Origin of the sequence: Streptomyces sp. NPDC002088 (assembly GCF_040296605.1) — a bacterium.
Taxonomy (GTDB): domain Bacteria; phylum Actinomycetota; class Actinomycetes; order Streptomycetales; family Streptomycetaceae; genus Streptomyces.
Genome location: NZ_JBEOXO010000041.1, coordinates 1 through 23,803 on the forward strand (window position 1 = coordinate 1; position 23,803 = coordinate 23,803).

Sequence of the window (23,803 nt, forward strand, 5' to 3'; positions counted from 1 at the left end):
CCGACTCGTTCGTCGACCAGGGCGCGGAAGAGGGGGCCGCGCTCCCGCCGGACGAGCTGCTGGCGCGGTGGCGGGAGGGGCGTACGGCATTGGACAGGGGGCGCTGGCCAGAGCTTTCGACGCAAGGGGTGCTGAGCGACATGACAACCACCGACTACTCGACGTCCGTCCCCTACAGGGAGGTGACGGACCGCAACGGCCGCGTGTACCGGATCGGCGAGACCGACCGGGACATCATGGGGCGGCCACGCTGGACCATGGTGCTCTTCCCGTGGATGGGCATGCTGGGCATCAGTTCCTCGGAGTACGCGTTCACGTCGGCCGAGGACACACTGCACGAGGCCCATCTGTGGAGCAGTGGGCACATCTTCTGGCTGATGGGCGTCTGGGTGTTCTTCCAGGCGGCCGTGGCCTTCCCGGCCGGGCAGCTGCGGGAGAGCGGCAGGCTGCCCGCCCGGTACGCGATGATGCTCGGCGCGCTGGGCACGATCCTCGGCTATCTCTCCCTCGCGTACGCGCCGAACGTGATCGTCGCCTATCTCGGCTTCGGCGTGTGCAGTGGCATCGGCGCCGGCCTTGTCTACGCGACCTGCGTGAACATGGTCGGCAAGTGGTATCCGGAGCGCAAGGGCGGCAAGACCGGCATGGTCAACGGCGGTTTCGCCTACGGCTCGGTGCCCTTCGTCTTCCTGTTCACCTCGTACATGGACCTGAGCAACTACGAGGGCGTCCTGGTGACGGTGGGCCTCGTCTGCTGCGCCGTCGTGGCGTTCGCGGGGTGGTTCTTCAAGGACCCGCCGAAGAGCTGGTGGCCGCCGCACGTCGACCCGCTCAAGATGACCGACGACCCGAAGATCCGGCGGGCGCTGGAGAAGAACCCGCCGGCGCTGAAGCAGTACACCCCCAAGGAGGCGGCCCGTACGCCCGTCCTGTGGATGATGTGGTTCTGTCTGCTGTGCACGGCCGGGATCAACATCTTCGGTATCGCCTTCCAGGTGCCGTTCGGCAAGGACATGGGCTTCGCGGGCGGGATCGTGGCCACGGCGATGTCCCTGAAGGCGATCGTCAACGGGACCGGGCGCGGCGTGATCGGCTGGATATCCGACCGCTACGGGCGCCGCAACACACTGATCATCGTCTGCATCGTGCTCGGCACGGCCCAGTTCGGCGTGCTGGTCTCCGGCCAGATGGGCAGCATGCCGTTCTTCCTGTTCTGCTCCATGGTCTCCGGCTTCGGCGGCGGTGCCATATTCCCGCTCTTCGCTGCCATGACGGCGGACTACTTCGGCGAGAACAACAACGCCACCAACTACGGGATGGTCTACAGCTCGAAGCTCATCTCGGGCCTCGTGGGCTCCGGCGTCGGCTCGATCGTAGTCGGCGCGTGGGACTACGAGGGCGCGTTCATCATCGCAGGTTCCATCGGGCTGGCCTCCGCGGTACTGGCGCTCTTCCTCAGGCCGCCCGGACGGCCGCAGGCCCGTCGTCGCATCGTTCCCAACCCGCAGCCGCTCGGCGAGGAGATGGCCTGATATGACGGCAGATCCCATCGCGACCAACAGTTCGTCGGCAGACCCCGACGCCGCACACCGTCCCTACCGTGAAGTGACCGACTCACGTGGCCGCGTCTACCGTGTCGGTGAGACCGACCGGGACATCCTCGGGTACTCCCGCAAGATCATGGTGTATCTGCCGTGGATCGCCATGATGGCCATCAGCGTCTTCGAATACGCGTACGGCTCGGCCGAGGACACCCTGTCCCACGCGCACGGCTGGACGCAGAGCAACACCTTCTGGATCCTCAGCGTCTGGGTGTTCTTCCAGGCCGGCATCGCCTTCCCGGCGGGCTGGCTGCGGGAGAAGGGCATCCTGACCGCCCGCAGGGCCATGTACATCGGCTCCGGCATGTGCGTCGTGGGCTTCCTGGCCCTCTCCCACCTGAGCAACGTCCTGCTGGCGATCCTGGGCTTCGGCGTCGTCGGTGGGATCGGTGCCGGACTGGTCTACGCGACCTGCATCAACATGGTCGGCAAGTGGTTCCCCGAGCGGCGCGGCGCGAAGACGGGGTTCGTCAACGGCGGTTTCGCGTACGGGTCGCTGCCGTTCATCTTCATCTTCAACTACGCGTTCGACACCGGGAACTACCACCGGGTGCTGGACCTGATCGGTTGCTACATCCTGATCGTGGTGTTCGGGTGCGCGTTCTTCTTCAAGGACCCGCCGAAGAACTGGTGGCCGGCGGACGTCGATCCCCTGACGTTCTCCGGCGACGCGAAGAACGCGGCGAGCCTCGCCAAGAACCCTCCGGCGGTGAAGCAGTACACGCCCAAGGAGGCCATCAGGACCGGCATGCTCCCCCTGATGTGGATCTCCATCGTGATGACCGCCGGCGTGTCGATCTTCGGGATCTCCTTCCAGGTCGACTTCGCCAAGGAGGTCGGCTTCGGTCCACTGGTGGCGGCCTCGTCGATGGGCGTCATGGCGGTCATCAACGGAATCGGCCGCGGGGTCGTCGGCTGGCTGTCCGACAAGTGGGGCCGCAAGTCGACCCTGGTGTTCGTCATCGTCGTCCTGGGCCTCGCGCAGTTCGGCGTGATCCTGGCCGGCGACCTGAAGAGCGAGTGGTTGTTCCTGTTCTTCGCGTTCCTCTCCGGCTTCGGCGGCGGCGCGTTCTACCCGATGTTCGCGGCGCTGACCCCGGACTACTTCGGCGAGAACTACAACGCCACCAACTACGGGCTGGTGTACAGCGGCAAGCTGATCAGCGGCCTGTTCGGCGGCGGCCTGGGCTCCATGGTGGTCGCGGCCTGGGGCTACAACGGCGCGTACGCCCTGGCCGGCGCCGTCTCGATGGTCGCGGCGGCGATCACCCTGCTGCTTCGGCAGCCGGGACACAGCCGGGACACCACGCCGACCGTCCAGCCGCAGCCCGCGGGCTGACGGCACCGAACGGGCGTCGATCGGGCGTCGATCGATTTCGTGCGCATGAGGCGGCCCTCCCCGGGACTCGGGGAGGGCCGCCTCATGCGCTCGGGTGCGCGCTCTCAGCAGTTCTCACGCAGGGAGTGCAGGTACTCACTGGACCGCCGCGCGAACGTGAACGACTCGGTCGGGCTGTCGTGCTCGGTCTGCCAGTGGTGGGCCAGGCGCTCGCCGCGCAGCCGGCTGACGGCGGAGATGAACCGCTGGTAGTCGATGTCGCCGTCACCGACGTCGACCATGCGGTAGCCGAACTGGTTCGACGGGTCGCTGACGCCGTCCTTGACGTGGAAGAGCGGGTAGCGGTGCGGCTGCTTGAGGACGTAGTCGAGGGGCTCGAAGGGGGCGGGTGAGCCGTCGGGCCGCTTGGCGAAGCGGAACTGGCCCGCGTACGCCCAGAAGATGTCCATCTCCAGGAACACGAGGTCGGGGTCGGTCTCGGCGAGCAGGACGTCGTAGAGGCGGACCTTCGGATTGTCGGTGGCGAAGGAGAACTCGTCGGAGTGGTTGTGCTGGTAGAACTTCATGCCTCGCGCCTTCGCCGCCGCGCCATAGGTGTTGAACTCCTCGGCCGCCCGCTTCCAGGCGTCGACGGTCGATCCGTAGCGGAACGGGCCGGAGGCCGTGCCGATGTGCTTGAGGCCGAGGGCCTGGGCGTCGTCGAGGACCTTGGTCAGGTTCTGGGCGAAGGTGTAGGCGTTCGGGTCGTCGGAGTAGTAGCCGACGTGGCTGCCGATCGGGGTCAGGCCGTGGTCTCTCGCCAGCCGCTTGAGCTGGGCGAGGGTGATCGGGCCCGCGGAGCCCTGGGTGTACCCGGCGAACTCGATCTCGTCGTAGCCGTACGCCTCCAGTTCGGCGAAGACGGGGGCGAAGCCGAGCGTGGAGACCTTGTCGCGCAGGCTGTAGAGCTGGATGCCGAGGCGCCCGGGCGGCAGCACGGGACGGCCGCGGCCCGCGGTGCCGGAGGCGGTCTCGGTGGCGGCGGTCGCCGGTACCGCGGCGGCGCCGAGCAGTGCCGCGGCGGTGGCGCCGGCGGCCACACCGAGCATGCCGCGTCGGGTGAGGCGATGGGTGAGTTCGGGATCGGTCTGGGACATGCGGCTCATGCCTGGAACTCCTCGAGGTCGGAGGGCGTTGTCAGTGGTGAGTGCTTCACTTGTGACCAGTCGGAAGAGACCGGTCCTGTGGTGCCGGTCAGGTGAGACCGGCCAGTTGGAGCAGTAGTGCTTTCACGTCGGTGGCCGCGATGCGGTCGCCGACGGCGCGGGGGGTGGAGCAGATGAGGAGCGGACCGTCGTCGTCGCTCGTGGGAAGCCGACCGTGGCTGCCGCGAATAGGTGCCGGATCCAGGGGCACGACCGCCATGCGGTAGCGCAGGCCGAGCTTCTTGCGGGCCAGCGCGGTCGCCGCCTTGACCCTGACGTAGGGGTCGAGGGGATCCATGAACAGTTCGGCCGGGTCGTAACCGGGTTTGCGGTGGATCTCGACGAGTCGCGCGAAGTCGGGTGCGCGGGCGTCGTCGAGCCAGTAGTAGTACGTGAACCAGGCATCCGGCTCCGCGACAGCGACCAGCTCGCCGGAGCGCGGATGGTCGAGGTGATGGCTCTTCTTGCCCTCGTCATCGAGGAGTTGTTCGACGCCGGGCAGACCGTCGAGCGCTGCGCGGGTGGCATCGAGGTCCTCGGGGTGGCGCACGTAGACGTGGGCGATCTGGTGGTCGGTGACGGCGAAGGCGCGTGACGCCATCGGGTCGAGGTACTCCATGCCGTCCTGCGTGTGCACGTCGAGCAGGCCGGCGCGGCGCAGGGCCCGGTTGATGTCGACGGGCCGGCTCACGCGGGTGATGCCGTACTCGGAGAGCGCCACGACCGTACGGCCCTCGGCGCGGGCGTCGTCCAGGAGCGGAGCCACGGCGGCGTCCAGGTCCGCGGCCGCCTTCAGGGAGCGCGGGTCGTCGGGGCCGAAGCGCTGCAGGTCGTAGTCGAGGTGAGGGAGGTAGCACAGCGCCAGGTCGGGGTGGCGGGTGCGCAGGACGTGACGGGTGGCGTCAATGATCCACCGGCTGGATACGAGGTCCGCACCGGGACCCCAGAAGTGGAAGAGGGGGAACGTACCGAGTTTCCCGGTGAGTTCGTCGTGCAGGGCGGTGGGCCGGGTGTAGCAGTCGGGCTCCTTGCGGCCGTCGGCGTAGTAGATGGGACGGGGGGTGACGGTGATGTTGGTGTCGGCACCCATGGCGTACCACCAGCAGATGTTGGCGACCGTGTAGCCGGGGTGCGCGCGGCGGGCGGCGTCCCACAGTTTGTCCCCGGCGACCAGTGCGTTGTGCTGGCGCCACAGCAGTACGTCGCCGAGTTCGCGGAAGTACCAGCCGTTGCCGACGATGCCGTGCTCGCAGGGGAGGGTGCCGGTGAGGAAGGTGGACTGGGCGGCGCAGGTGACGGCGGGCAGGACGGTGCCCAGGGGCGCACGGGAGCCGGACTGGGCGAGGGCCTTGAGGTGGGGCATGTGGTCGAGGAGACGGGGGGTGAGGCCGACGACGTCGAGGACGAGGAGGGGGGTCGGGCCCGTGCCGGTGCGGTGGGTGCTCATGGGAGTTCCTTCAGACCTAGGTCCGTCAACAGGTCGCGGGCTAGGGTGAGTTCGGCGGCGATGCCGTCGGCGAGCTGGGCCCGGCCCCGGGGACGCAGTCGGGGCGGGAGTGCCTGCCAGGTGTAGGTCTCCACCTCCAGGTGACGGGTGAGCGGTTGCGGGCCGCCGACGAGCCGGTTCAGCGCGTCCTTCAGTACGGGGAGCGTGGAGGTGAGGGGTGCGGCGGGGGCCGCGTGGAGCGGGACGTGGAAGTGGGCCCGCCACGGAGAGCCGTCGGGCAGGGATTCGCCCTTCAGGGCCTCGCCGAGGTCGTCGGTGCCGCGCAGACCGGCGGCGACGGGGGTCCCTCCCACTCGAACGGAGTCGAGAGTGGGGGACGTACGGGTCTGGTGCAGGAAGCGGGGTTCGTCGAAGGCGGCAAGGGCTTCGCGGACGTCGGGGAGATGGGGGTGTTCGGCGTGCAGGGCAACTGAGAGCTGTGCTTTGACGACGGGGACGCGGGCTCGGGCGAGCGCGTCCAGGGCGGTGTGCGGGTCCTCGAAGGAGGTGGCGAGGTGGCAGGTGTCGACGCAGACGCCAATGCGGTCGCGGGCGATCGCGGTCAGCGGGGCGATGGCGTCGCCGGTGGTCTCCACCGTGCAGCCGGGTTCCGGTTCCAGGCCGACCCGGATGGAGCGGCCGGTCAGTTCCTCGAGCGCGTCCAAGCGGTCGGCGAGGGTGCGCAGGAACGTCCGCGCGGTCTCGGCACGCCGCTCGTCGTAGGCGGTGCGCCAGGCGAGAGGCAGCGTGGAGATGCTGCCTTCGGTGACGTCGTCGGGGAGGAGTGCGGCAAGGACGCGGGCCAGGGCGGTGGTGTGTTCGAGGCGTTCGGGGTCGGCCCAGTCCGGCTTGTAGACGCGGTACTTGACCCGTTCGGCGCCGAAGCCTTCGTAGGGGAACCCGTTGAGGGTGACGACTTCGAGTCCGCGCCGGTCGAGTTCGGTGCGCAGACCGCGCAGTGCGGAGGGGTCGGTGACCAGTACCTGGACAGCGTCCTTGGCGAGCCACAGGCCGATGCCGATGCGGTCGCGGCCGAGTCGGCGGCGGACGGGTTCGCAGTGGTCGCGAAGCTGGGCGAGGACGCCGTCGAGGGTTTCCGCGGGGTGGACGTTGGTGCAGTAGGCGAGGTGGACGGTGGACCCGTCACGGTGGCGGAAGCGCATCGCTCATTCCCCGCCGCGCAGCACGGAGTTGCCCTCGTGGCTGGCGCCGGCCGGCGCCACCTCGAGGTTCAGGCGGCCGCTGAGGCCGTAGAAGGCGACGGGGTTGCGCCACAGCACCCGGTCGACGTCGTCCTCGGTGAAGCCGTCCGTGAGCATCAGGTCGCCGACCTTGCGGGTCTTGAGGGGATCGCTCCTGCCCCAGTCGGCGGCGGAGTTCACCAGGACCCGCTCGGGGCCGTACCGGCGGAGGATGTCGAGCATGCGCCGCTCGTCCATCTTGGTGTCGGGATAGACGGAGAAGCCCAGCCAGCAGCCGCTGTCCTTGGCCTCCTCGACGGTGGTCTCGTTGAGGTGGTCCAGCAGGACACGGTCCGGGGGCAGTGCGGACTCCCGGACGACGTCCACGGTGCGGCGCAGACCGGCGGCCTTGTCGCGGTGCGGCGTGTGCACCAGCGCGGGCAGCCCGTGGTCGGCGGCCAGTTGGAGCTGGGCGGCCAGGGCGGTGTCCTCGGCGGGGGTCATCGAGTCGTAGCCGATCTCGCCGACGGCCACCACCTGGTCCTTGACGAGATACCGGGGCAGTTCGTCGAGGACGGGGACACAGCGCGGGTCGTTCGCCTCCTTGGGGTTGAGGGCGAGCGTGCAGTGGTGCGCGATGCCGTACTGGGCGGCGCGGAAGGGCTCCCAGCCCAGCAGGGAGTCGAAGTAGTCGAGGAAGGAGGCGGGAGAGGTGCGGGGCTGGCCGAGCCAGAAGGACGGCTCGACCACGGCGCGGACACCCGCGGCCCGCATGGCCGCGTAGTCGTCGGTGGTCCGGGACGTCATGTGGATGTGGGGGTCGAAGATGCGCATCAGGCCTCCTTGCCGTGGGGGTCGTCCGTACCGCGCGGCGTGGTGGTGGCCCTCGTCAGGGCCAGGACGCGGTGGAGGTCCTCGGGGACGGGACGGCCCGCGGCGGTGCGTTCGGCGGCGTAGTCGTCGAGCATGCGGGCGAGTTCCGCGTCGCCGCGGGCGCGTCGGGCCAGATCGGCCACCGCGGTGACGGGCACTCCGGTGAAGAGGCACTTCAGGACGGCATGCCGCCACTGGTGAGGGCCGAGGTGCCGGGCGGCGTACGGGCCGACGGCTGCGGCCAGGAGCCGGGTGTCGTTCGTGCGCAGAGCGTCCTCGACGAGCGGGAGGGCGTCGGGGCCCGGAACCAGGTGGGGCAGGGCGTGCAGGACGGCGCGCCGTTCGTCGGCGGTGCCCTGGGAGTAGACGCGGGCGAGGGCGGCCGGGTCGGCGCGGGCCGCGTCGAGGATGAGGACACGGGCGGCGTCGGCGTACCCGGGGCCGCAGCGGCGACCGGCCTCTGCCAGGCGCAACTCCCACACGGAGATGGGGCCGTGGGTACCGGGGTGCGCGGCGGCCTCGTCGAGGGCTTGGCCGAGCCAGGCGTGGGCGGCGCCACCGAGGCGGGCCTCGAGGTGGGCGCGCAGTTCGTTCGGCGGGATGAGGGCGGGGGTGGCGCCCCGGCTGCCTGCCGCCCGCGGTCCCGGGTCGGCGTGCGGGTGGGTCATGGGGTGCATGGGGTGCTCCCTCGTGAGGAGGCGGCCGCGGTGCGGAGGAAGGGAAGGGAGAGTTCGGCGAGGTGGGGGCCGGCGTGGGAGTGGCGGGGCAGTTCGACGACGGTCAGGCCCCGGTAGCCGACGGCGGTCAGGGCGGCGAGGACGGACGGGAAGTCGATGTCCCCGGCACCGAGAGGGAGATGGTCGTGGACGCCGCGGCGCATGTCCTCGATCTGGACGTGGCGCAGCCAGGGGGCGGCGGCGCGGACACAGTCGGCGGGAGGAAGGGGTTCGAGGCACTGGCAGTGGCCTATGTCGAGGGTGAGGCCGAGGAGTTCCGGGTCGCCGAGGGTGCGGCGCAGACGGTGGAAGTCGGCGAGCGTGGCGAGGAGGTGGCCCGGTTCGGGTTCGACGGCGAGCGGGACGCCGACGGCGGTGGCCGCGTCCAGGACCGGGGCGAGACCCTCGGCCAGGCGCTGCCAGGCCGCGTCCTCATCCGTGCCGGCCGGGGTGGTGCCGCTGAAGCAGTGGACCGCGTGGGCGCCCAGGTCGGCGGCGACCCGCACGGCCCGGATCAGCAGGTCGGCCCGCCTGGCGCGGTCGTCGGGATCGGCGTCCAGCAGGGAGGGGCCGTGCTTGCGGCGCGGGTCGAGCACATAGCGGGCGCCCGTCTCCACGGTGACGTCGAGGCCGAGGGCGTCCAGGCGGTGCGCGACCCGGCGGGTGCGGGCGGCGAGGTCCGGGGCGAGCGGGTCGAGGTGCATGTGGTCGAGGGTCAGCCCGACGCCGTCGTAGCCGAGGTCGGCGAGCAGGGCGAGGGCGTCGTCGAGGCGGAGATCGGCGAGACCGTTGGTGCCGTAGCCGAAGCGAAGTCCCCCCTTCCTCGGCTCGGGGTCCTGGTCCGGGTCCGGCCCGGAGAGGTGCGTGAGGGGGCTCATGTGACGCTCACCTTCCTCCCGAACCTCCCCGCGAGCGGGGCGAGGGCCGCCACGAACAGCGCGGTGACGCCGGCGCCGGAGCGGGCGGCGAGCGTGGCCTGGAGGGGGATCGTGGCGCGGATGCCGCCTGCCACGGCTCGCTGGGTGAGTGGGGGTGAGGGATTGAGGGTGGCGTGGAAGTAGGGACGGGCCGCTGTCACGGCGTAGGCGGCGGTCAGGGCAGTGCGCGGCAGGCTGTCGGGCAGGCCTCGGACGGGTGGCCCCGGATGGTTGGGGCGGGGTCGGGACGGGTGGTGCCTCAGCAGGCCGGTCAGGAGGCCGGTGATGGCCAACGCCGTCATGGGGACCAGCGGTGAGCCGCCTCGGGTCTCCTGGCGGGACACGGCCGTGACCGCGAGGGTGTGCGTGCCGAGGACGGCGGCGGAGGGGAGGGCCTCGCGGAGGTGGCCGGAGGTGGCCGCGGCGCCGAGGAGCAGGTCGAGGCCGCGGGCCGCCGCCATGGCCAGGGGACCGAAGGGGGTGTGCTTGAGGGCGAGGTCGTAGGTCCAGACGGTTGCCGCGAGGGGTGCGGCGACGGCGAGGGCGGGGCGGCCCGCGCGGGCCGCGAGAGCCAGGCCGCCCGCGGTCAGGACGCAGGCCGCGGTGAGCGCCGTGGCGGGTCGGATGCGGCCGGACGGGACGGGACGGTGCGGGCGTTCCCGGGCGTCCTCCTCGCGGTCCGCCCAGTCGTTGAGGGCCATGCCGGCCTCGTACAGGCAGAGGGAGGAGCCCATGGCGAGCAGGGTGCGGGAGTCGGGATGCGCTGCGGTCGTCGCCGCGCCCGCCAGGGCGTCGCCGGGAACCGTGAACAGAGCGGGCAGGCGAAGCAGTTCGGCCCAGGCACGGGGGGTGTTCCGGGCGTGGACGTGGTCGGGGGGCGAGTCATGCGCGCGGTGCCGGACTTCGACGGCCACGCGGGCCGGGGCATCGGCGGCCATACCGCTCGGCGCATCAGCAACCACACCGTCCGACCCGTCGGCGGCCACACAGCCAGGGACATCCGCGCCCACACGGCTCGGCGCGTCAGCAACCACACCGTCCGACCCGGCGGCGGCCACACGGCCAGGGACATCCGCGCCCACCGCCGGCCGCCGTCTCACCGCTGCTCCCCGGTGTGCTCCGTCGGCCGGTCGTCCGTATGTGCTCCCGCGCGTGCTTGCGCGAGCCGGTGGGCGAAGGCCGTCAGTTCCGCGTACTGGTCGGCCAGCGCCGATGGTCCGTCCCCCACCGGGTCCTTGAAGTAGAAGCCGAGTTCGGGCAGCGGGCCGGACAGGCCTGCCTCGTGGGCGCGCAGCAGCAGGCGGGCCAGGTCCAGTACCAGCGGTGCGGCCAGCGCCGAGTCGCAGCCCTGCCAGATGGTCTGAAGCACCATGCGCGTGCCGAGGAAGCCGTCGAAGGCGATGTGGTCCCAGGCGGTCTTCCAGTCGCCGAGGGCGGGGACGTCGTCGATGTGGACCTGGCCCTGGGGGGTCGTGCCGAGGGTGTCGGCGAGGACGCGTTCCTTGCCCGCGTTCTTCGCCGCCGCGGCGGCGGGGTCGGCGAGGGAGGCACCGTCGCCGCCGCCGAGCAGGTTCGTGCCGGACCAGGCCCGCACGGTGAGCGCCCGGTGCGCGAACATCGGGCCCAGTACGGCGCGGAGCAGGGTCTGACCGGTCTTGCCGTCGCGGCCGGCGTACGGCAGACCGCTCGCCGCCGCTTCCCGGGCCGGCGACGGGTGGTTCAGCCCAGCCGACGGGGTGAAGTTGACGTAGGGGCAGCCCGCGCGGAGGGCCGCCGTCGCGTACAGGGAGCTGGCGGGAAGGTCCGGGCCGGCCGGAGCCGGTTCGGTGGACGCGACGTTCACCACCACCACGCGGGCCAGGCGGTGACGTCGCACGAAGTGTCGTATGTCGGAGGTGAACGCCTCGATGAGTTCCTCCGCGTTCCTGGTGTCGCCGGGGAGCGGGCCGCCCACTTTGATCTCACGGTCGGCGGCGGCCAGGTCGGCGGCGACCGCCGAGGGCAGGCCGGGCGGCAGTACGCCGTCCGCCGCGAGGGTCTCCGCCCGTTTGGGCAGGGGGCAGTCCGTGGTGTCGTGGCCACCGAAGACCAGGGAGGACAGGGGTGGCAGGCCCGCGGCGTTGAACGGCGGCGTCTCGGTGACCAGGCCCGTCGGCGGGTGCAGGCCCGCGGTGACGGCGGCGCACCCCGCGACGACGGTGGCGGCGACCGAGCCGCGGGCGCCGATCAGCCACACACCCGCACGGGTTCGGGAAGGGGACGCGGACACTGGCACGGACACGGGAACGGACACGGACAGCCTCCTTGGTGTGCGGGAACCCCCAGAAGGGTGGGGGGGAAGACGGCGGGCGGGGGTCCGGCGTCCCCCGCCCGCCGCCGCTCAGTTGCCCGGTGCGGGCAGTTCCTTGATCCGGACGTCGCGGAAGGACACCTGGTCCTCGACTCCGTGGTTCTGGATGCCGAGGTGCCCGTCACGCAGGCTCCGGGCCGGATCGGTGTTGGTGAAGTCGTTGATCTTCACACCGTTGAGCCAGACGCGGAGGCGCTCGCCCTCCACGCGGATCTCGTACGTGTTCCACTCCCCTGGCGGGTTCAGCGCGCGGTCGCGCCGCTCCAGGTCTGCCGACTGGAAGCCGTAGACGGATCCGGTGGTTTTCTCGGGTACGTCGGTGGCGTCGATCTGGACCTCGTAGCCGTTGTCGACGGCCGACCAGGGGTCGTCCGAGGGCGGGAAGCCCACGAACACACCCGAGTTGTCGTCGCCGGCCGCCTTCCAGTCGAGTTTCAGCGAGTACGAGCCGAAGCTCCGGTCGGCGTACCAGAGCAGGCCCATGCCGCCCGACGACGTCAGTGTGCCGTCGTCGTCGAGGGTGAAGGAGCCCGGGCCCGCCTGCCGCCAGCCGTTCAGCGAGGTGCCGTCGAACAGGGAGGTGTAGCCGTTCTCCGGCCGGCAGTCGGCCTGGGCGTCCCCGATGACCCAGCGGATTCCGCCCAACAGGTGTGCGCGGAAGGCGGGTTCGGCGTACGAGTCCTTCGTGTGACCGGCGCCGGTGTAGAAGGCCCGACCCCCCTGGTAGGTCTGGCACCAGGCGATCGGATGGTCGCCGTTCATGGTGCCGCCGGTGTACGAGGTCTCGTCGAGCGAGGCGAGGACGTGGGCGCGTTCCCGGGGATTCGAGCGGTAGTTGTACCACTCGTCGGTGCGGTTCCAGGTCGGCGCCAGTCCCGAGGTCGCCGGGTGGGCGCGGTCCTCGACGTCCACCGTGGCCGGCTGGATCGCCGGGTGCGACTGGAAGTAGGCGCCGGCGAGGCCGCCGTAGAACGCCCAGTCGTACTCGGTGTCGGCGGCCGCGTGGACGCCGACGTAACCGCCGCCGTGGTGGATGTAGCCCTCGAAGGCCTTCTGCTGGGCGGAGTCGAGGACGTCTCCTGTCGTCGACAGGAAGACGACCGCGTCGTAGCGTCGCAGGTTCGACCGCGTGAACGCGCCCGCGTCCTCCGTCGCGTCGACCGTGAAGCCGCCCGCCGCGCCGAGGTCGCGGACGGCCGCCACGCCGTCAGGGATCGAGTCGTGCCGGAAGCCGGCCGTCTTGGAGAAGACCAGGATTCGCTTCGTGCCGTCCGAGGAGTGCGGGACGGCGGGCCCGGTGACACAGCCAAGGAGCAGGGCCGCGCCCAGGAACGTGGTGGTGAGTCTGGCGGTCGGGCTGGAACGCATCTGTCGTCTCCTCCTCTCAGCCGGTCGTGAAGGTGAAGTCGTCCACGTCGAACAGGGCTCCGGCGCCGCTGCCGCCCTTGAAGACCAGGTAGAGCGTGGTGGTGCCGCTCGGCGCGCGGGACAGGTCGGCGGTCACGTCCTGGAACGTCTCCCAGCCGCCGGTCACCGGCACGGCCGCCTTGCCGAGCAGGGTGCCGGACGAGGAGCCCGCGCGGACCTCGAGGGTGCCGCCCGCGCCGCCCGAGGCGATCCGCGCCGTGATCTTCTTGGCGTTGCTCAGGACGTACGGCGTGAAGGAGATCCAGTCTCCGTTGTCGATGTCTCCGACCGTCCTGCCGCCGTGCGCGGTGGCCTTGGTGATCACCGAGACGCCGGAGCCGTTGCCGAAGTGCTCGGCCTGGCGGTGCCGGGGCTGGGTGACGCTCTGGTCGTGCGAGGTGAGCGGGGCCTGGCCGCCGCCTCCGCCGTCGGTGTACTCGGCGTCGACGACCCCGAAGATGTTGGCGTCCTCGTCGTGGCCCCCGTCGGCGCTGGTCTGCAGGGTGCCGGTGCAGCCGTTGGCCGAGGTGAGCGGGTGGCCGTGGGTGTCGTGGCCGAGGATGAAGGTGACCTTGACCTTGGCGCAGTCGATGGTCCGGCCGTCCTCGGGGTCGGTGACCTTCACGGTGAAGGGGATGGCGTCGCCGAAGCTGAACAGCTGCCCGTCCTTCGGTGTCCGAAGGACCACCGTGGGCGCGGTGTTGCCGACCACGACCTGCACGCTCGCGCTGCCGGTGCGGCCGGAGGGGTCCTCGGCGGTGAGTGTCGCGGTGTAGGTGCCGTTCTTGCGGTATTTGTGCGTCGGGTCTGTCCCGGTCGAGGTGGTGCCGTCGCCGAAGTCCCAGCTGTAGGTGAGCGCGTCACCGTCCTGGTCGGTGGTCCCCTCGGACGAGAAGCGGACCCGCAGCGGCGCCTGGCCGGAGGTGCGGTCGGCCGCGGCCTGCGCCACCGGGGAATGGCCGTCGGTGGCGTTCTCGATGCGGTACAGAGCCGAGTTGTCGTCGCCGCCGAACCAGGAGACGCCGTAGTCCAGGACGTACAGCGCGCCGTCGGGGCCGAAGGCCATGTCCATCACCTGGGTGCCGGTCCACGGGAACGCGTTGATCGACTGCACAGTGCCGCTGCCGTCGCTCACGATCCGCTTGATCCAGCGGCGGCCGAACTCCCCGGCGAAGAAGTTCCCGTCGTACGCCTCGGGGAACTTCACCGGCGAGTCGAGCGAGGCGTCGTAGTGGTAGACGGGGCCGCCCATCGGGGACTCGGAGCCGTCGCCGAGGTCGGGCATGGACGGGCCGTTGTACGGGATCCAGGCGGGCTGGGCCGGGGGCAGGTCGGTCAGACCGGTGTTGTGGGGCGAGGTGTTCTTCGGGGCGGCGCAGTCGAAGGACGCGCCCGATGTCTTCGTCGCGAAGTCGTAGTCCACGTACGGATCGTTGGCGCCGGTGCAGTACGGCCAGCCGAAGTTGCCGGGGGCGGTGACGCGGGCGAACTCGACCTGGCCGGCGGGTCCCCGTGCGGGGTCGGCGGCGCCGGCGTCTGGGCCGTAGTCGCCGACGTAGAGGATGCCGGTCGCCTTGTCGACGCTGAAGCGGAACGGGTTGCGGAAGCCCATCGCGTAGATCTCGGGGCGGGTCCGGTCGGTGCCGGGCGCGAAGAGGTTGCCGTCGGGGACGGAGTAGGAGCCGTCGGCGTTCACCTTGATGCGCAGGATCTTCCCGCGCAGGTCGTTGGTGTTGCCGGCCGAGCGCTGGGCGTCGAAGGCCGGGTTGCGGTCGGCGCGTTCGTCGATCGGGGTGAAGCCGTCGGACTGGAACGGGTTGGTGTCGTCGCCCGTCGACAGGTACAGGTTGCCGGCCGCGTCGAAGTCGATGTCGCCGCCGACGTGGCAGCACAGGCCGCGGGAGGCCGGGACGTCGAGGATCTGCTTCTCGCTCGCCGCGTCCAGGGTTCCGTCGGTGTTCAGGACGAAGCGGGAGAGGCGGTTGACCCCGTCGAAGGGCGCGAAGTCGGCGGCGGTGCCGGTCTCGGGGGCGTCTCCGGCCGGGGTGTTCAGCGGGGGTGCGTAGTAGAGGTAGATGAAGCGGTTGGCGGTGAAGCCCGGGTCGACTCCGACGCCTTGGAGGCCTTCCTCGTCGTGCGAGTAGACGTCCAGCTTGCCGGCCACGCGGGTGTTGCCGGCGGCGTCGGTGATACGGAGTTCGCCGTCGCGTGAGGTGTGCAGGACCGAGCGGTCGGGGAGGACCGCCAGGGACATGGGTTCACCGACCTCCGGTTCGCCCTTGGCCAGGGTGACCTGCTGGAAGTCCTCCGCCGCGGCGGCCCCCGCGCCGGCGACGGCTGCGTCGGCCCGGGGTGTGGTGAGGGTGAGGGAAGCGCCTGCCAGCAGGGCGCCGGTGAGCAGGGCGATCGCTCGGCGCAGCGACGGGCGTCGTCTGTGGGTCTCGTTTCTGCCGGTGCTTGTGGTGCGGTCGTTCCCGTGCACGGGTGCCTCCAGAAAGGGGCCGGTTGTACGGGCGGGTGCGTGCGCCGGGATGCGCCGTCATCCCGGAAGCCTGAGGAAGGTCAGTTGGCGAACGCCGCGTCGAACGAGGCCGACGGCGGCTCGAAGTCGTAGGCCTTGAGGCGGGTCAGGGCCTCGGGGGCGCCCTGGAGCCGGTCCATGCCGGCGTCCTCCCACTCCACGGAGACAGGGCCCTGGTAGCCGATGGAGCGCAGCATGCGGAAGACGTCCTCCCAGGGGACGTCGCCGTGCCCGGCGGACACGAAGTCCCAGCCGCGCCGCGGGTCGCCCCAGGGCAGGTGGGAGCCGAGGCGGCCGTTACGGCCGTCGAGGCGCTTGCGGGCCTCCTTGCAGTCCACGTGATAGATGCGGTCGCGGAAGTCCCACAGGAAGCCGACCGGGTCGAGGTCCTGCCATACGAAGTGGGAGGGGTCGAAGTTGAGGCCGAAGGCCGGTCGACGGTCGACTGCATCCAGTGTGCGCTGTGTCGTCCAGTAATCGTATGCAATCTCGCTCGGGTGGACCTCGTGCGCGAACCGCACGCCCTCGGCGTCGAAGACGTCCAGGATCGGGTTCCAGCGCTCGGCGAAGTCCGTGTAGCCGCGCTCGATCATCGACTCGGGGGCGGGCGGGAACATGGCGACCAGGTGCCAGATGGCCGAGCCGGTGAAGCCGATGACGGTGTCGACGCCGAAGGCGGCCGCCGCCCGGGCGGTGTCGGCGATCTCCGCGGCGGCCCGCCGCCGTACGCCCTCCGCCTCGCCGTCGCCCCAGATGCGGGCCGGCAGGATGGCCTGGTGGCGCTCGTCGATGATGGCGTCGCAGACGGCCTGACCGACCAGGTGGTTGGAGATCGCCCAGCACTTCAGGCCGTACTTGTCGAGGAGTTGATGGCGCGAGGCGATGTACGAGGGATCGGTGAGCGCCTTGTCGACCTCGAAGTGGTCTCCCCAACAGGCGAGTTCGAGCCCGTCGTAGCCGAAGTCGCGGGCGAGGCGGCAGACCTCTTCGAGCGGGAGGTCCGCCCACTGGCCGGTGAAGAGGGTGAAGGTGCGCGGCATGATCGTGGCCTCCTCAGACCGCTATGGGCGTGTAGACGGAGTTCTTCTCGGCGCTCTCCTCCACCGCGGCGAGGACGCGCTGCACCTGCAGACCGTCCGCGAAGGAAGGCTCCGGCCTGCGGCCCTCGGCGATCGCGTGAACGAGGTCACGGGCCTGGTGGACGAAGGTGTGCTCGTAGCCGAGGCCGTGGCCCGGCGGCCACCAGGCGTCCAGATAGGGGTGGCCTGATTCGGTGACGAGGATGCGGCGGAAACCGGCGTGCGTCGCGGGCTCGGTGCCGTCGTGGTACCGGAGTTCGTTGAGGCGTTCCAGGTCGAAGGCGAGCGAGCCGCGCTCGCCGTTGAGCTCGATGCGCAGGGCGTTCTTGCGGCCGGTGGCGTACCGGGTCGCCTCGAAGGAGGCGAGGGCGCCGGAGATGAAGCGGCCGGTGAAGACGGCCGCGTCGTCGACGGTGACCTGTCCGGTGCCCACGGCGGACGAGCCGGCGGACAGGCCTGCCGTCGGACCGCCGGGCAGCGGACGCTCGCGTACGAAGGTCTCGGTGAGCGCAGAGACTCCGGCGAGCCGCTCGCCCGCGAGATACTGCGCGAGGTCGACGATGTGGGCGCCCAGATCGCCGAGCGAGCCGGATCCGGCCCGCTCCTTGCGCAGCCGCCAGGTGAGCGGGAACCCGGGGTCCACGAGCCAGTCCTGAAGGTACGTCACCCGAACGTGCCGGAGCGTGCCGAGTCTGCCTTCGGCGACCATCCGCCGGGCCAGCGCGGTGGCGGGTACACGCCGGTAGTTGAAGCCGACCATCGTCAACTTCCCCTGCTCGTAGGCTGCTTGGGCTGCCATCGCCATCACCTCGGCCTCCGCCACGGTGTTCGCGAGGGGCTTCTCGCACAGCACGTGCTTGCCGGCCGCGAGGGCGGCGAGGGCGATCTCGGCGTGACTGTCGCCGGGGGTGCAGATGTCGACGAGGTCGACGTCGTCCCGGGCGATCAGCGCACGCCAGTCGGTCTCCGCGGCCGCCCAGCCGAGCCGGTCGGCCGCCGCGCGCACGGCGGCGGCGTCCCGGCCGCAGATCGCGGCCAACACCGGCCGCCGGGGCAGGTCGAAGACGTGACCCACGGTGCGCCAGCCCTGGGAGTGGGCGGCGCCCATGAAGGCGTAGCCGACCATACCGACGCGCAGCGGCGGCTTCGCGCCCTCCGATCCGTCCGACTGCTGGGGCTGTCCCATACGGATGTCCTCCTCGTCCTCGTCGTGATGGCGCCGTGGGGGGTGCGGGGCGGAACGTGTCAGCGGAAGCCGGTGGGCATGTACTGGTCGACGTTGTCCTTGTCGACGACGGCCGAGTACAGCGTCAGCGAGGCCGGGATCTCGAACTCGGCGAGTCCGCCGACCCCCTTGCCCTGACCCAGCGCCCGCGCGAGGTCGATCGCGGACGCAGCCATCGTCGGCGGGTAGAGGACCGTCGCCTTGAGCACGCCGTTGTCCTGCTTGATGGCCTGGAAGGCGGAGAGCGCGCCCGCGCCGCCGACCATCAGGAAGTCCTCGCGGCCGGCCTGCTCGATGGCGCGCAGCGCGCCGACGCCCTGGTCGTCGTCGTGGTTCCACAAGGCGTCGAACTGGGACTGGGCTTGGAGGAGTTGGGCCATCTTGGCCTGCCCGGACTCGACCGTGAACTCGGCGGCCTGACGAGCCACCTTCTTGATGTTGGGGTAGTTCTTCAGGGCGTCGTCGAAGCCCTGGGTGCGCTGCTTGGTCAGCTCCAGGTTGTCCAGCCCGGCCAGTTCGATGACCTTGGCGTTCGACGTGCCCTTGAGCTTCTCGCCGATGTACGTACCGGCGTTGAGGCCCATGCCGTAGTTGTCGCCGCCGATCCAACAGCGGTACGCCTGCGGGGAGTTGAAAATCCGGTCGAGGTTGACGACCGGGATACCCGCGCGCATCGCCTTGAGCCCGACCTGGGTGAGCGCCTTGCCGTCGGCGGGCAGCACCACCAGGACGTCGACCTTCTTGTTGATGAGGGTCTCGATCTGGCCGATCTGCGCGGCGGTGTCGTTCGAGCCCTCGGTGATCTCCAGGGTGACGTCGGAGTACTTCTTGGCACGGTTCTTGGCGTTGTCGTTGATGGCGTTGAGCCAGCCGTGGTCGGCCTGCGGGCCGGCGAAACCGATGGTGACGTGCTTGCCGGGCTTGTCGTCGGCGGCGGACTGGCCGTTCGCGGCGGGCTTGTCGTCCTTGGACTCGTTACTCGTGCAACCTGCGAGGAGGGCACCGGTGGATACGGCGGCGGCCCCGAAGAGCAGTCCTCTGCGGCTCGTGAAAGGCGTCGGCTCTGGCATGTCGGTGAACCCTTTCCTCAGTTCGTGCTCGCGGTACGGCGCTGGACCAGCACGGCGGCGACGATGATCGCGCCCTTGGCGATCTGCTGGACGTCGCTCTGCAGGTTGTTCAGGGCGAAGATGTCGGTGATCGTGGTGAAGATCAGGACGCCGAGCACGGAGCCGGTGATGGTGCCGCGGCCCCCGCTGAGCAGCGTGCCGCCGATGATCGCGGCCGCGATGGCGTCGAGTTCGTAGAGGTTGCCGTTGGTGTTCTGGCCCGAGCCGGACAGGATGATCAGCAGGAACGCGGCGATGCCGCAGCACAGCCCCGACAGCAGGTAGAGATAGAGCCGCTGGCGGCGGACGTCGATGCCGGCGAGCCGGGCCGCCTCCGCGTTGCCGCCGACGGCGACCGTGCGGCGCCCGAAGGTCGTCCGGTTGAGCACCAGCCAGCCGATGATCGTCACGACCGCGAAGACCATGACGAGCGGCGGCACACCCAGCACGTAGGAGTCACGCTCGCCGAGGTCGAGGATGCTGCCGATGGTGACGATCTGGGTCCTGCCGTCCGTGATCTGCAGCGCCAGCCCCCGGGCGGAGGCCAGCATGGCCAGCGTGGCGATGAACGGGACCATCCCGCCGTACGCGACGAGCAGACCGTTGACCAGGCCGCATCCGACGCCGACGATCACCGCCGTGAAGAGGATGCCCGCGAAGCCGTACTCCTGGGTGGCCACCGTCGTCGCCCACACGGAGGCGAGGGCGACGATCGCGCCGACCGACAGGTCGATGCCGCCGGAGGTGATGACGAAGGTCATGCCGACCGTGACGACGCCGATCACCGAGGCCTGGGTGAGGACGAGTTGGAGGTTGCGGGTGTCGAGGAACTCGTCCGGCTTGGTGATGCCGCCGATGAGGATCAGCGCGGCGAGGACGCCGAGGAGGGAGAGGGTGCGGACGTCGGTGCGGGCCACGAGGCCCCGCCACGCGGGGAGTTGGCCGACCAGGGGCAGTTTGTCGGTGCTGCCCCGGGGCGGGGAGACTGGCTGCGTCATGACGCCGGGCTTCCTTCCATGACCAGGTCGAGTACGCGGTGTTCGTCGAGCTCCCGGGCGGGCGCCGTGTGGACGACGCGGCCCTCGCGGAGCACCAGCACACGGTCGGCGAGCCCGAGCACTTCGGGCACCTCGCTGGAGACCAGCAGCACGGCGAGGCCTTCGTTCGCCAGTCGACGGACGACTGCATACAGTTCACTGCGTGCGCCGACGTCGACGCCGCGGGTCGGCTCGTCCAGCAGCAGCACACGGCAGCCGCGCAGCAGCCAGCGCGCCAGGACGGCTTTCTGCTGGTTGCCGCCGGAGAGGGTGCGAACGGGCACGGACGGGTTGTCGGGCCGCAGCGACAGCTCGCGCGTCGCGGCCCGCGCCGCCCCCTGCTCGGCACCCCGGTCGATCCAACCCGCGCGGGAGAAGCGGGACAGAGAGGACACGGAGACGTTGCGGGTGACGGACTCCAGCATCAGCAGGGCCTGCGCCTTGCGTTCCTCGGGCGCGAGCCCGAGCCCGGCACGGACGGCCGCGCGCACGCTTCCGGGCCGCAACGCCCGCCCTTCGATGCGGACTTGCCCGGCGGTGGGCTTCCGGGCCCCGTAGATCGTCTCCAGGATCTCGGAGCGCCCCGATCCGACGAGTCCGGCGAGACCGACGATCTCGCCGGGGCGGACCTCCAGATCGAAGGGCGCGAACTCCCCCTCCCGCGCCAGCCCCTGGACCTCCAGCACCGGCGTTGCGCTCGGCACCGACGCGGGCCGCTCCGGGAAGACGTACTCGACGTTGCGCCCCGTCATCAGCGCGACCACCTCGCGGGTCGGCGTCGCCTTCGCGGGCAGTCCTCCGGCCACCGCCCGCCCGTCCTTGAGGACGGTGACCCGGTCGCCGATCCGGCGGATCTCCTCCAGACGGTGGGAGATGTAGACGACGGCGACCCCGTCGGCCGTCAGATCGCCGACGATGCGAAAGAGGTTGTCGACCTCGTCCGGATCGAGGGCGGCGGACGGCTCGTCCATCACGATGAGCCGTACATCATGGGAGAGCGCCCGAGCCATGGACACGATCTGCTGCTGGGCCGCCGACAACTCCCCCACCAGCCGGGCGGGATCGATCTCAGGATGCCCAAGGCGCTTCAACAGCAGTGTGGTTGACCTTCGGGCCGCCTTTCCCCGTACGACGAATCCGGCAGCCGTGGGTTCGTGGCCGAGGTGGACATTCTCGGCCACCGACAGGTGCTCCACCAGGTCGAGTTCCTGGTAGATGGTGGCGATGCCGAGGCGCATGGCGGCGATGGGCGAGCGGAGCGTGACCGGCTCGCCACGCCAGCGGATCGTTCCGGTGTCGGGCTGGTGGGCGCCGGACAGGACCTTGATGAGGGTGGACTTCCCGGCCCCGTTCTGGCCGAGCAGGCAGTGCACTTCGCCGGCCTGGACGTCGAGGTCGACGCCGTCGAGGGCCCGGACTCCGGGGAACGACTTGGTAATGCCGGACATACTGAGCAGCGATGGTTCTGGTGCCATGCGGTTTCCCCTTGGCGGGCATGCGGGCCGGTTTCAGGGCGCCTTTCGGGCAGGCGTGTTCAGGGCAGGGCGGAGCAGGAAGCGGTACTGGTGAGCCACCTACGGTCGGCGATATGCCGTATATCGCATACAGTCGACTGAGAGTCGTATGAAGTCGGTGCTTACGCGGGCGAGAACAGGTGGTCGCTGATGAGCCGAGCCGCGCCGATGACCCCGGCGGTCGGGCCCAACTCCCCGAGCACGATGGGCAGGTTGCCCGTAGCGAGGGGCAGCGACTGTCGGTAGACCTGGGTGCGGATCGCGGCGAGCAGGGTGTGGCCGAGGCCGGTCACCCCGCCGCCGATCACCACCAGGCCCGGGTTGAAGAAGGAGACCAGTGCGGCGATGACCTGGCCGGTGCGGTTGCCGCCCTCGCGGATCAGGTCGAGGGAGGTGGCGTCGCCCGCGGCGGCCGCGCCGGCGACGTCGACTGCACTCAGGCCGCCGTTCGCCTCCAGCCGGCTCGCGAGCTCCTCCGACAGCCCCTGCTGGGCCGCCTCCAGGGCGTCCCGGGCGAGGGCAGCCCCGCTGAAGTGAGCCTCCAGGCAGCCCCGGTTGCCGCAGGCGCACGGACGCCCGTCGGGCACGGCCTGGATGTGCCCGATGTCGCCCGCGCTGCCCGTCACCCCACGGTGGACGTCACCGCCGACGACGATGCCGCAGCCGATTCCGGTGCCGATCTTGACGCAGAGGAAGTCGCCCACGGAGCGCGCGACGCCCGCGTGCATCTCCCCCATCGCCATCAGGTTCACGTCGTTGTCGACCATGACCGGGCAGCCGAGTTCCTGGCTGAGCGCCTCCCGTACGGGGAAGCCGTCCCAGCCCGGCATGATCGGCGGAGCCACCGGTACGCCCTCGGGGAAGCGGACCGGTCCCGGGACACCGATGCCGGCGCCGTCGAAACCCTCCGCGAGTCCCGAGGCCTTCAACTTCGCAGCCATGGACAGGACTTGTTCGAAGACCGCGACCGGCCCTTCGCGTACGTCCATGGGCTGGTTGAGGTGTCCGAGGATCTCCAGCTCGGCGTTGGTGACGGCGACGTCGACCGAGGTCGCGCCGATGTCGACGCCGAGGAAACGCAGGCCCGGGGCGAGCCGGATGTTGTGAGAGCGGCGGCCGCCGCGCGAGGCGGCGAGTCCGTCGGCCACGACCAGGCCCGTCTCCAGCAGCCGGTCCACCTCCACGGCCAGTTTGGACCGCGAGAGGTCGACCTGATCACCGAGCTGTGCACGGGAGTTGGGACCCCCGTCGCGCAACAGCTTGAGCAGCCGGGCCTGATGGGCGTTCGCGGGTCGTTCCGTCATGCGTCTCACGAGCCCCTCACCGCCTCAACCGGCCACCTGTGTTCGGGCTTTCGAAGGGAACGTAGCAGCGGGCGCCGAACCTGGGAAGAAGCTGTGCGCGAATTGGCACCTACTTTCTCCACTCACAGGACAAAGAAGAACCGCGCGCCCGGGGGCCGGGGGCTGGGGCCTGGGGGCCGGGCCTGGGGCCTGGGCGTCTACGCGTACCTGACGAACCAGGTCCCGCCGGACCGTCCCTCACGCCGTCTCCTGCTGATGCTGGGCATGAGCGCCTTCCTGGTGTGCGCGCTGGCCATCCCGCGCGTCTTCGACGACACGGGTGTGGTCTTCGGCCTCGGCTTCCTGGCGGTCGTCGTCGTGCACGCCGCGCTCTGCACCCGCAGCCACGGCTGGGATTCGACCTGGTCGGCCGTCACCATGCGGGTGCAGCTGGGCAGCCTGGATCCGGCTCACTTCGTGGAGCGGCACGGGCTGCTGCTGATCGTCGCGTTCGGCGAGTCCGTCATCGCGATCGGCATCGGAATCGGCGATCTGCCGCTCACGGCGGGCCTGTTCGGCGGCGCGTTCCTCTCCCTGGCCCTCGTGATCGCGCTGTGGTGGACGTACTTCGTACGCGACGAGGAGCCGGCCGAGGCGGCGTTCCGGCGGACGCCGGCGCCGGCCCGTTTCCGGCTGGCGATGAACGCGTACCACTACGCCTTCCTGCCGATGCTGCTCGGCATCGCCTACCTGGCCGCGGGCGCGAAGAAGACGCTCGGCCATCTCACCGAGCATCTGCACACCGGCCCCGCGTTGGCCCTCGCGGGCGGCGTGGCACTCTTCCTCGCCGGCGACGTGGCGTTCCGCGCGGTCCTACGCCTCTACCCCGTCCGCTTCCGAGCGACCGCGACACCCGTGGCCCTGACCACCGCACCGTTCGGCATCCACCTGTCCGCGGCCACCGAACTCCTGGCTCCGGTG

General features: G+C 70.7%; 18 protein-coding genes and 1 pseudogene. 3 read left to right on the forward strand and 16 right to left on the reverse strand.

Annotation, left to right across the window (positions count from 1 at the left end; all coding sequences use genetic code 11):
* Positions 1-140 precede the first annotated feature (140 nt).
* On the forward strand, positions 141-1,532 hold the full coding sequence (locus ABT114_RS45705; RefSeq protein ID WP_351152085.1) for an OFA family MFS transporter: 1,392 nt from the start codon (positions 141-143) through the stop codon (positions 1,530-1,532).
* 1 nt (position 1,533) lies between these two features.
* Positions 1,534-2,940 carry an OFA family MFS transporter gene (locus ABT114_RS45710; protein WP_351151947.1) on the forward strand — a complete coding sequence of 469 codons (1,407 nt, stop codon included), beginning with the start codon at positions 1,534-1,536 and terminating at the stop codon, positions 2,938-2,940.
* Between the two features lie 104 nt (positions 2,941-3,044).
* Here the strand turns inward: ABT114_RS45710 and ABT114_RS45715 are convergent, their stop codons facing one another.
* The 16 genes from ABT114_RS45715 to ABT114_RS45790 all read right to left on the reverse strand — a co-directional run bounded on the left by ABT114_RS45715 (position 3,045) and on the right by ABT114_RS45790 (position 22,843).
* A complete protein-coding gene (locus ABT114_RS45715; protein ID WP_351151950.1) occupies positions 3,045-4,085 on the reverse strand; it encodes a sugar phosphate isomerase/epimerase family protein in 1,041 nt (346 codons plus the stop codon).
* Between the two features lie 88 nt (positions 4,086-4,173).
* Entirely contained in the window at positions 4,174-5,571 is a 1,398-nt protein-coding gene (locus ABT114_RS45720) for an alkaline phosphatase family protein (protein ID WP_351151953.1), read from the reverse strand.
* Entirely contained in the window at positions 5,568-6,773 is a 1,206-nt protein-coding gene (gene eboE, locus ABT114_RS45725) for a metabolite traffic protein EboE (RefSeq protein WP_351151956.1), read from the reverse strand. The genes ABT114_RS45720 and eboE overlap by 4 nt, the downstream gene beginning before the upstream one ends.
* Before the next feature lie 3 nt (positions 6,774-6,776).
* Positions 6,777-7,625 carry a TatD family hydrolase gene (locus ABT114_RS45730; RefSeq protein ID WP_351151959.1) on the reverse strand — a complete coding sequence of 283 codons (849 nt, stop codon included), beginning with the start codon at positions 7,623-7,625 and terminating at the stop codon, positions 6,777-6,779.
* Positions 7,625-8,332 (reverse strand): EboA domain-containing protein, encoded by a 708-nt coding sequence (locus ABT114_RS45735; protein ID WP_351152088.1) that lies wholly within the window; start codon positions 8,330-8,332, stop codon positions 7,625-7,627. Before ABT114_RS45735 ends, ABT114_RS45730 begins: the two co-directional genes overlap by 1 nt.
* Positions 8,329-9,258, reverse strand: a complete 930-nt coding sequence (locus ABT114_RS45740; protein ID WP_351151962.1) for a sugar phosphate isomerase/epimerase family protein — start codon at positions 9,256-9,258, stop codon at positions 8,329-8,331. Before ABT114_RS45740 ends, ABT114_RS45735 begins: the two co-directional genes overlap by 4 nt.
* The gene (locus ABT114_RS45745; RefSeq protein ID WP_351151965.1) at positions 9,255-10,235 is read right to left on the reverse strand and encodes an SCO3242 family prenyltransferase; all 981 of its coding nucleotides are present in this window, start codon (positions 10,233-10,235) and stop codon (positions 9,255-9,257) included. The genes ABT114_RS45740 and ABT114_RS45745 overlap by 4 nt, the downstream gene beginning before the upstream one ends.
* A gap of 158 nt (positions 10,236-10,393) precedes the next feature.
* The gene (locus ABT114_RS45750) at positions 10,394-11,566 is read right to left on the reverse strand and encodes an inositol-3-phosphate synthase (RefSeq protein ID WP_351152091.1); all 1,173 of its coding nucleotides are present in this window, start codon (positions 11,564-11,566) and stop codon (positions 10,394-10,396) included.
* Between the two features lie 111 nt (positions 11,567-11,677).
* Positions 11,678-13,015 (reverse strand): ThuA domain-containing protein, encoded by a 1,338-nt coding sequence (locus ABT114_RS45755; protein ID WP_351151967.1) that lies wholly within the window; start codon positions 13,013-13,015, stop codon positions 11,678-11,680.
* Positions 13,016-13,031: 16 nt separating this feature from the next.
* Complete coding sequence (locus tag ABT114_RS45760; protein WP_351151968.1) at positions 13,032-15,536, reverse strand: PQQ-dependent sugar dehydrogenase; 2,505 nt, start codon at positions 15,534-15,536, stop codon at positions 13,032-13,034.
* An 80-nt stretch (positions 15,537-15,616) separates the two neighbouring features.
* On the reverse strand, positions 15,617-16,615 hold the full coding sequence (locus ABT114_RS45765) for a sugar phosphate isomerase/epimerase family protein (RefSeq protein WP_351151971.1): 999 nt from the start codon (positions 16,613-16,615) through the stop codon (positions 15,617-15,619).
* Between the two features lie 13 nt (positions 16,616-16,628).
* A complete protein-coding gene (locus ABT114_RS45770) occupies positions 16,629-17,840 on the reverse strand; it encodes a Gfo/Idh/MocA family protein (protein WP_351151974.1) in 1,212 nt (403 codons plus the stop codon).
* A gap of 59 nt (positions 17,841-17,899) precedes the next feature.
* Positions 17,900-18,949, reverse strand: a complete 1,050-nt coding sequence (locus ABT114_RS45775; RefSeq protein ID WP_351151977.1) for a substrate-binding domain-containing protein — start codon at positions 18,947-18,949, stop codon at positions 17,900-17,902.
* Between the two features lie 17 nt (positions 18,950-18,966).
* The gene (locus ABT114_RS45780) at positions 18,967-19,986 is read right to left on the reverse strand and encodes an ABC transporter permease (RefSeq protein ID WP_351151980.1); all 1,020 of its coding nucleotides are present in this window, start codon (positions 19,984-19,986) and stop codon (positions 18,967-18,969) included.
* Entirely contained in the window at positions 19,983-21,500 is a 1,518-nt protein-coding gene (locus tag ABT114_RS45785; protein WP_351151983.1) for a sugar ABC transporter ATP-binding protein, read from the reverse strand. Before ABT114_RS45785 ends, ABT114_RS45780 begins: the two co-directional genes overlap by 4 nt.
* Before the next feature lie 161 nt (positions 21,501-21,661).
* Positions 21,662-22,843 carry an ROK family transcriptional regulator gene (locus ABT114_RS45790; RefSeq protein ID WP_351151986.1) on the reverse strand — a complete coding sequence of 394 codons (1,182 nt, stop codon included), beginning with the start codon at positions 22,841-22,843 and terminating at the stop codon, positions 21,662-21,664.
* On the opposite strand from ABT114_RS45790, the pseudogene ABT114_RS45795 reads away from it, so the two are divergent.
* A pseudogene (locus ABT114_RS45795) lies at positions 22,817-23,803 on the forward strand (low temperature requirement protein A); the annotation flags it as partial. The gene ABT114_RS45790 and the pseudogene ABT114_RS45795 sit on opposite strands and share 27 nt — an antisense overlap.

What these genes read in the sequence shown, in the direction of transcription:
- ABT114_RS45705 (WP_351152085.1), top strand. Translation starts at nt 141, where the DNA reads ATGACAACCACCGACTACTCGACGTCCGTCCCCTACAGGGAGGTGACG.
- ABT114_RS45710 (WP_351151947.1), top strand. Translation starts at nt 1,534, where the DNA reads ATGACGGCAGATCCCATCGCGACCAACAGTTCGTCGGCAGACCCCGAC.
- ABT114_RS45715 (WP_351151950.1), bottom strand. Translation starts at nt 4,085, where the DNA reads ATGAGCCGCATGTCCCAGACCGATCCCGAACTCACCCATCGCCTCACC.
- ABT114_RS45720 (WP_351151953.1), bottom strand. Translation starts at nt 5,571, where the DNA reads ATGAGCACCCACCGCACCGGCACGGGCCCGACCCCCCTCCTCGTCCTC.
- eboE (WP_351151956.1), bottom strand. Translation starts at nt 6,773, where the DNA reads ATGCGCTTCCGCCACCGTGACGGGTCCACCGTCCACCTCGCCTACTGC.
- ABT114_RS45730 (WP_351151959.1), bottom strand. Translation starts at nt 7,625, where the DNA reads ATGCGCATCTTCGACCCCCACATCCACATGACGTCCCGGACCACCGAC.
- ABT114_RS45735 (WP_351152088.1), bottom strand. Translation starts at nt 8,332, where the DNA reads ATGACCCACCCGCACGCCGACCCGGGACCGCGGGCGGCAGGCAGCCGG.
- ABT114_RS45740 (WP_351151962.1), bottom strand. Translation starts at nt 9,258, where the DNA reads ATGAGCCCCCTCACGCACCTCTCCGGGCCGGACCCGGACCAGGACCCC.
- ABT114_RS45745 (WP_351151965.1), bottom strand. Translation starts at nt 10,235, where the DNA reads ATGGCCGCCGATGCCCCGGCCCGCGTGGCCGTCGAAGTCCGGCACCGC.
- ABT114_RS45755 (WP_351151967.1), bottom strand. Translation starts at nt 13,015, where the DNA reads ATGCGTTCCAGCCCGACCGCCAGACTCACCACCACGTTCCTGGGCGCG.
- ABT114_RS45765 (WP_351151971.1), bottom strand. Translation starts at nt 16,615, where the DNA reads ATGCCGCGCACCTTCACCCTCTTCACCGGCCAGTGGGCGGACCTCCCG.
- ABT114_RS45770 (WP_351151974.1), bottom strand. Translation starts at nt 17,840, where the DNA reads ATGGGACAGCCCCAGCAGTCGGACGGATCGGAGGGCGCGAAGCCGCCG.
- ABT114_RS45775 (WP_351151977.1), bottom strand. Translation starts at nt 18,949, where the DNA reads ATGCCAGAGCCGACGCCTTTCACGAGCCGCAGAGGACTGCTCTTCGGG.
- ABT114_RS45780 (WP_351151980.1), bottom strand. Translation starts at nt 19,986, where the DNA reads ATGACGCAGCCAGTCTCCCCGCCCCGGGGCAGCACCGACAAACTGCCC.
- ABT114_RS45785 (WP_351151983.1), bottom strand. Translation starts at nt 21,500, where the DNA reads ATGGCACCAGAACCATCGCTGCTCAGTATGTCCGGCATTACCAAGTCG.
- ABT114_RS45790 (WP_351151986.1), bottom strand. Translation starts at nt 22,843, where the DNA reads ATGACGGAACGACCCGCGAACGCCCATCAGGCCCGGCTGCTCAAGCTG.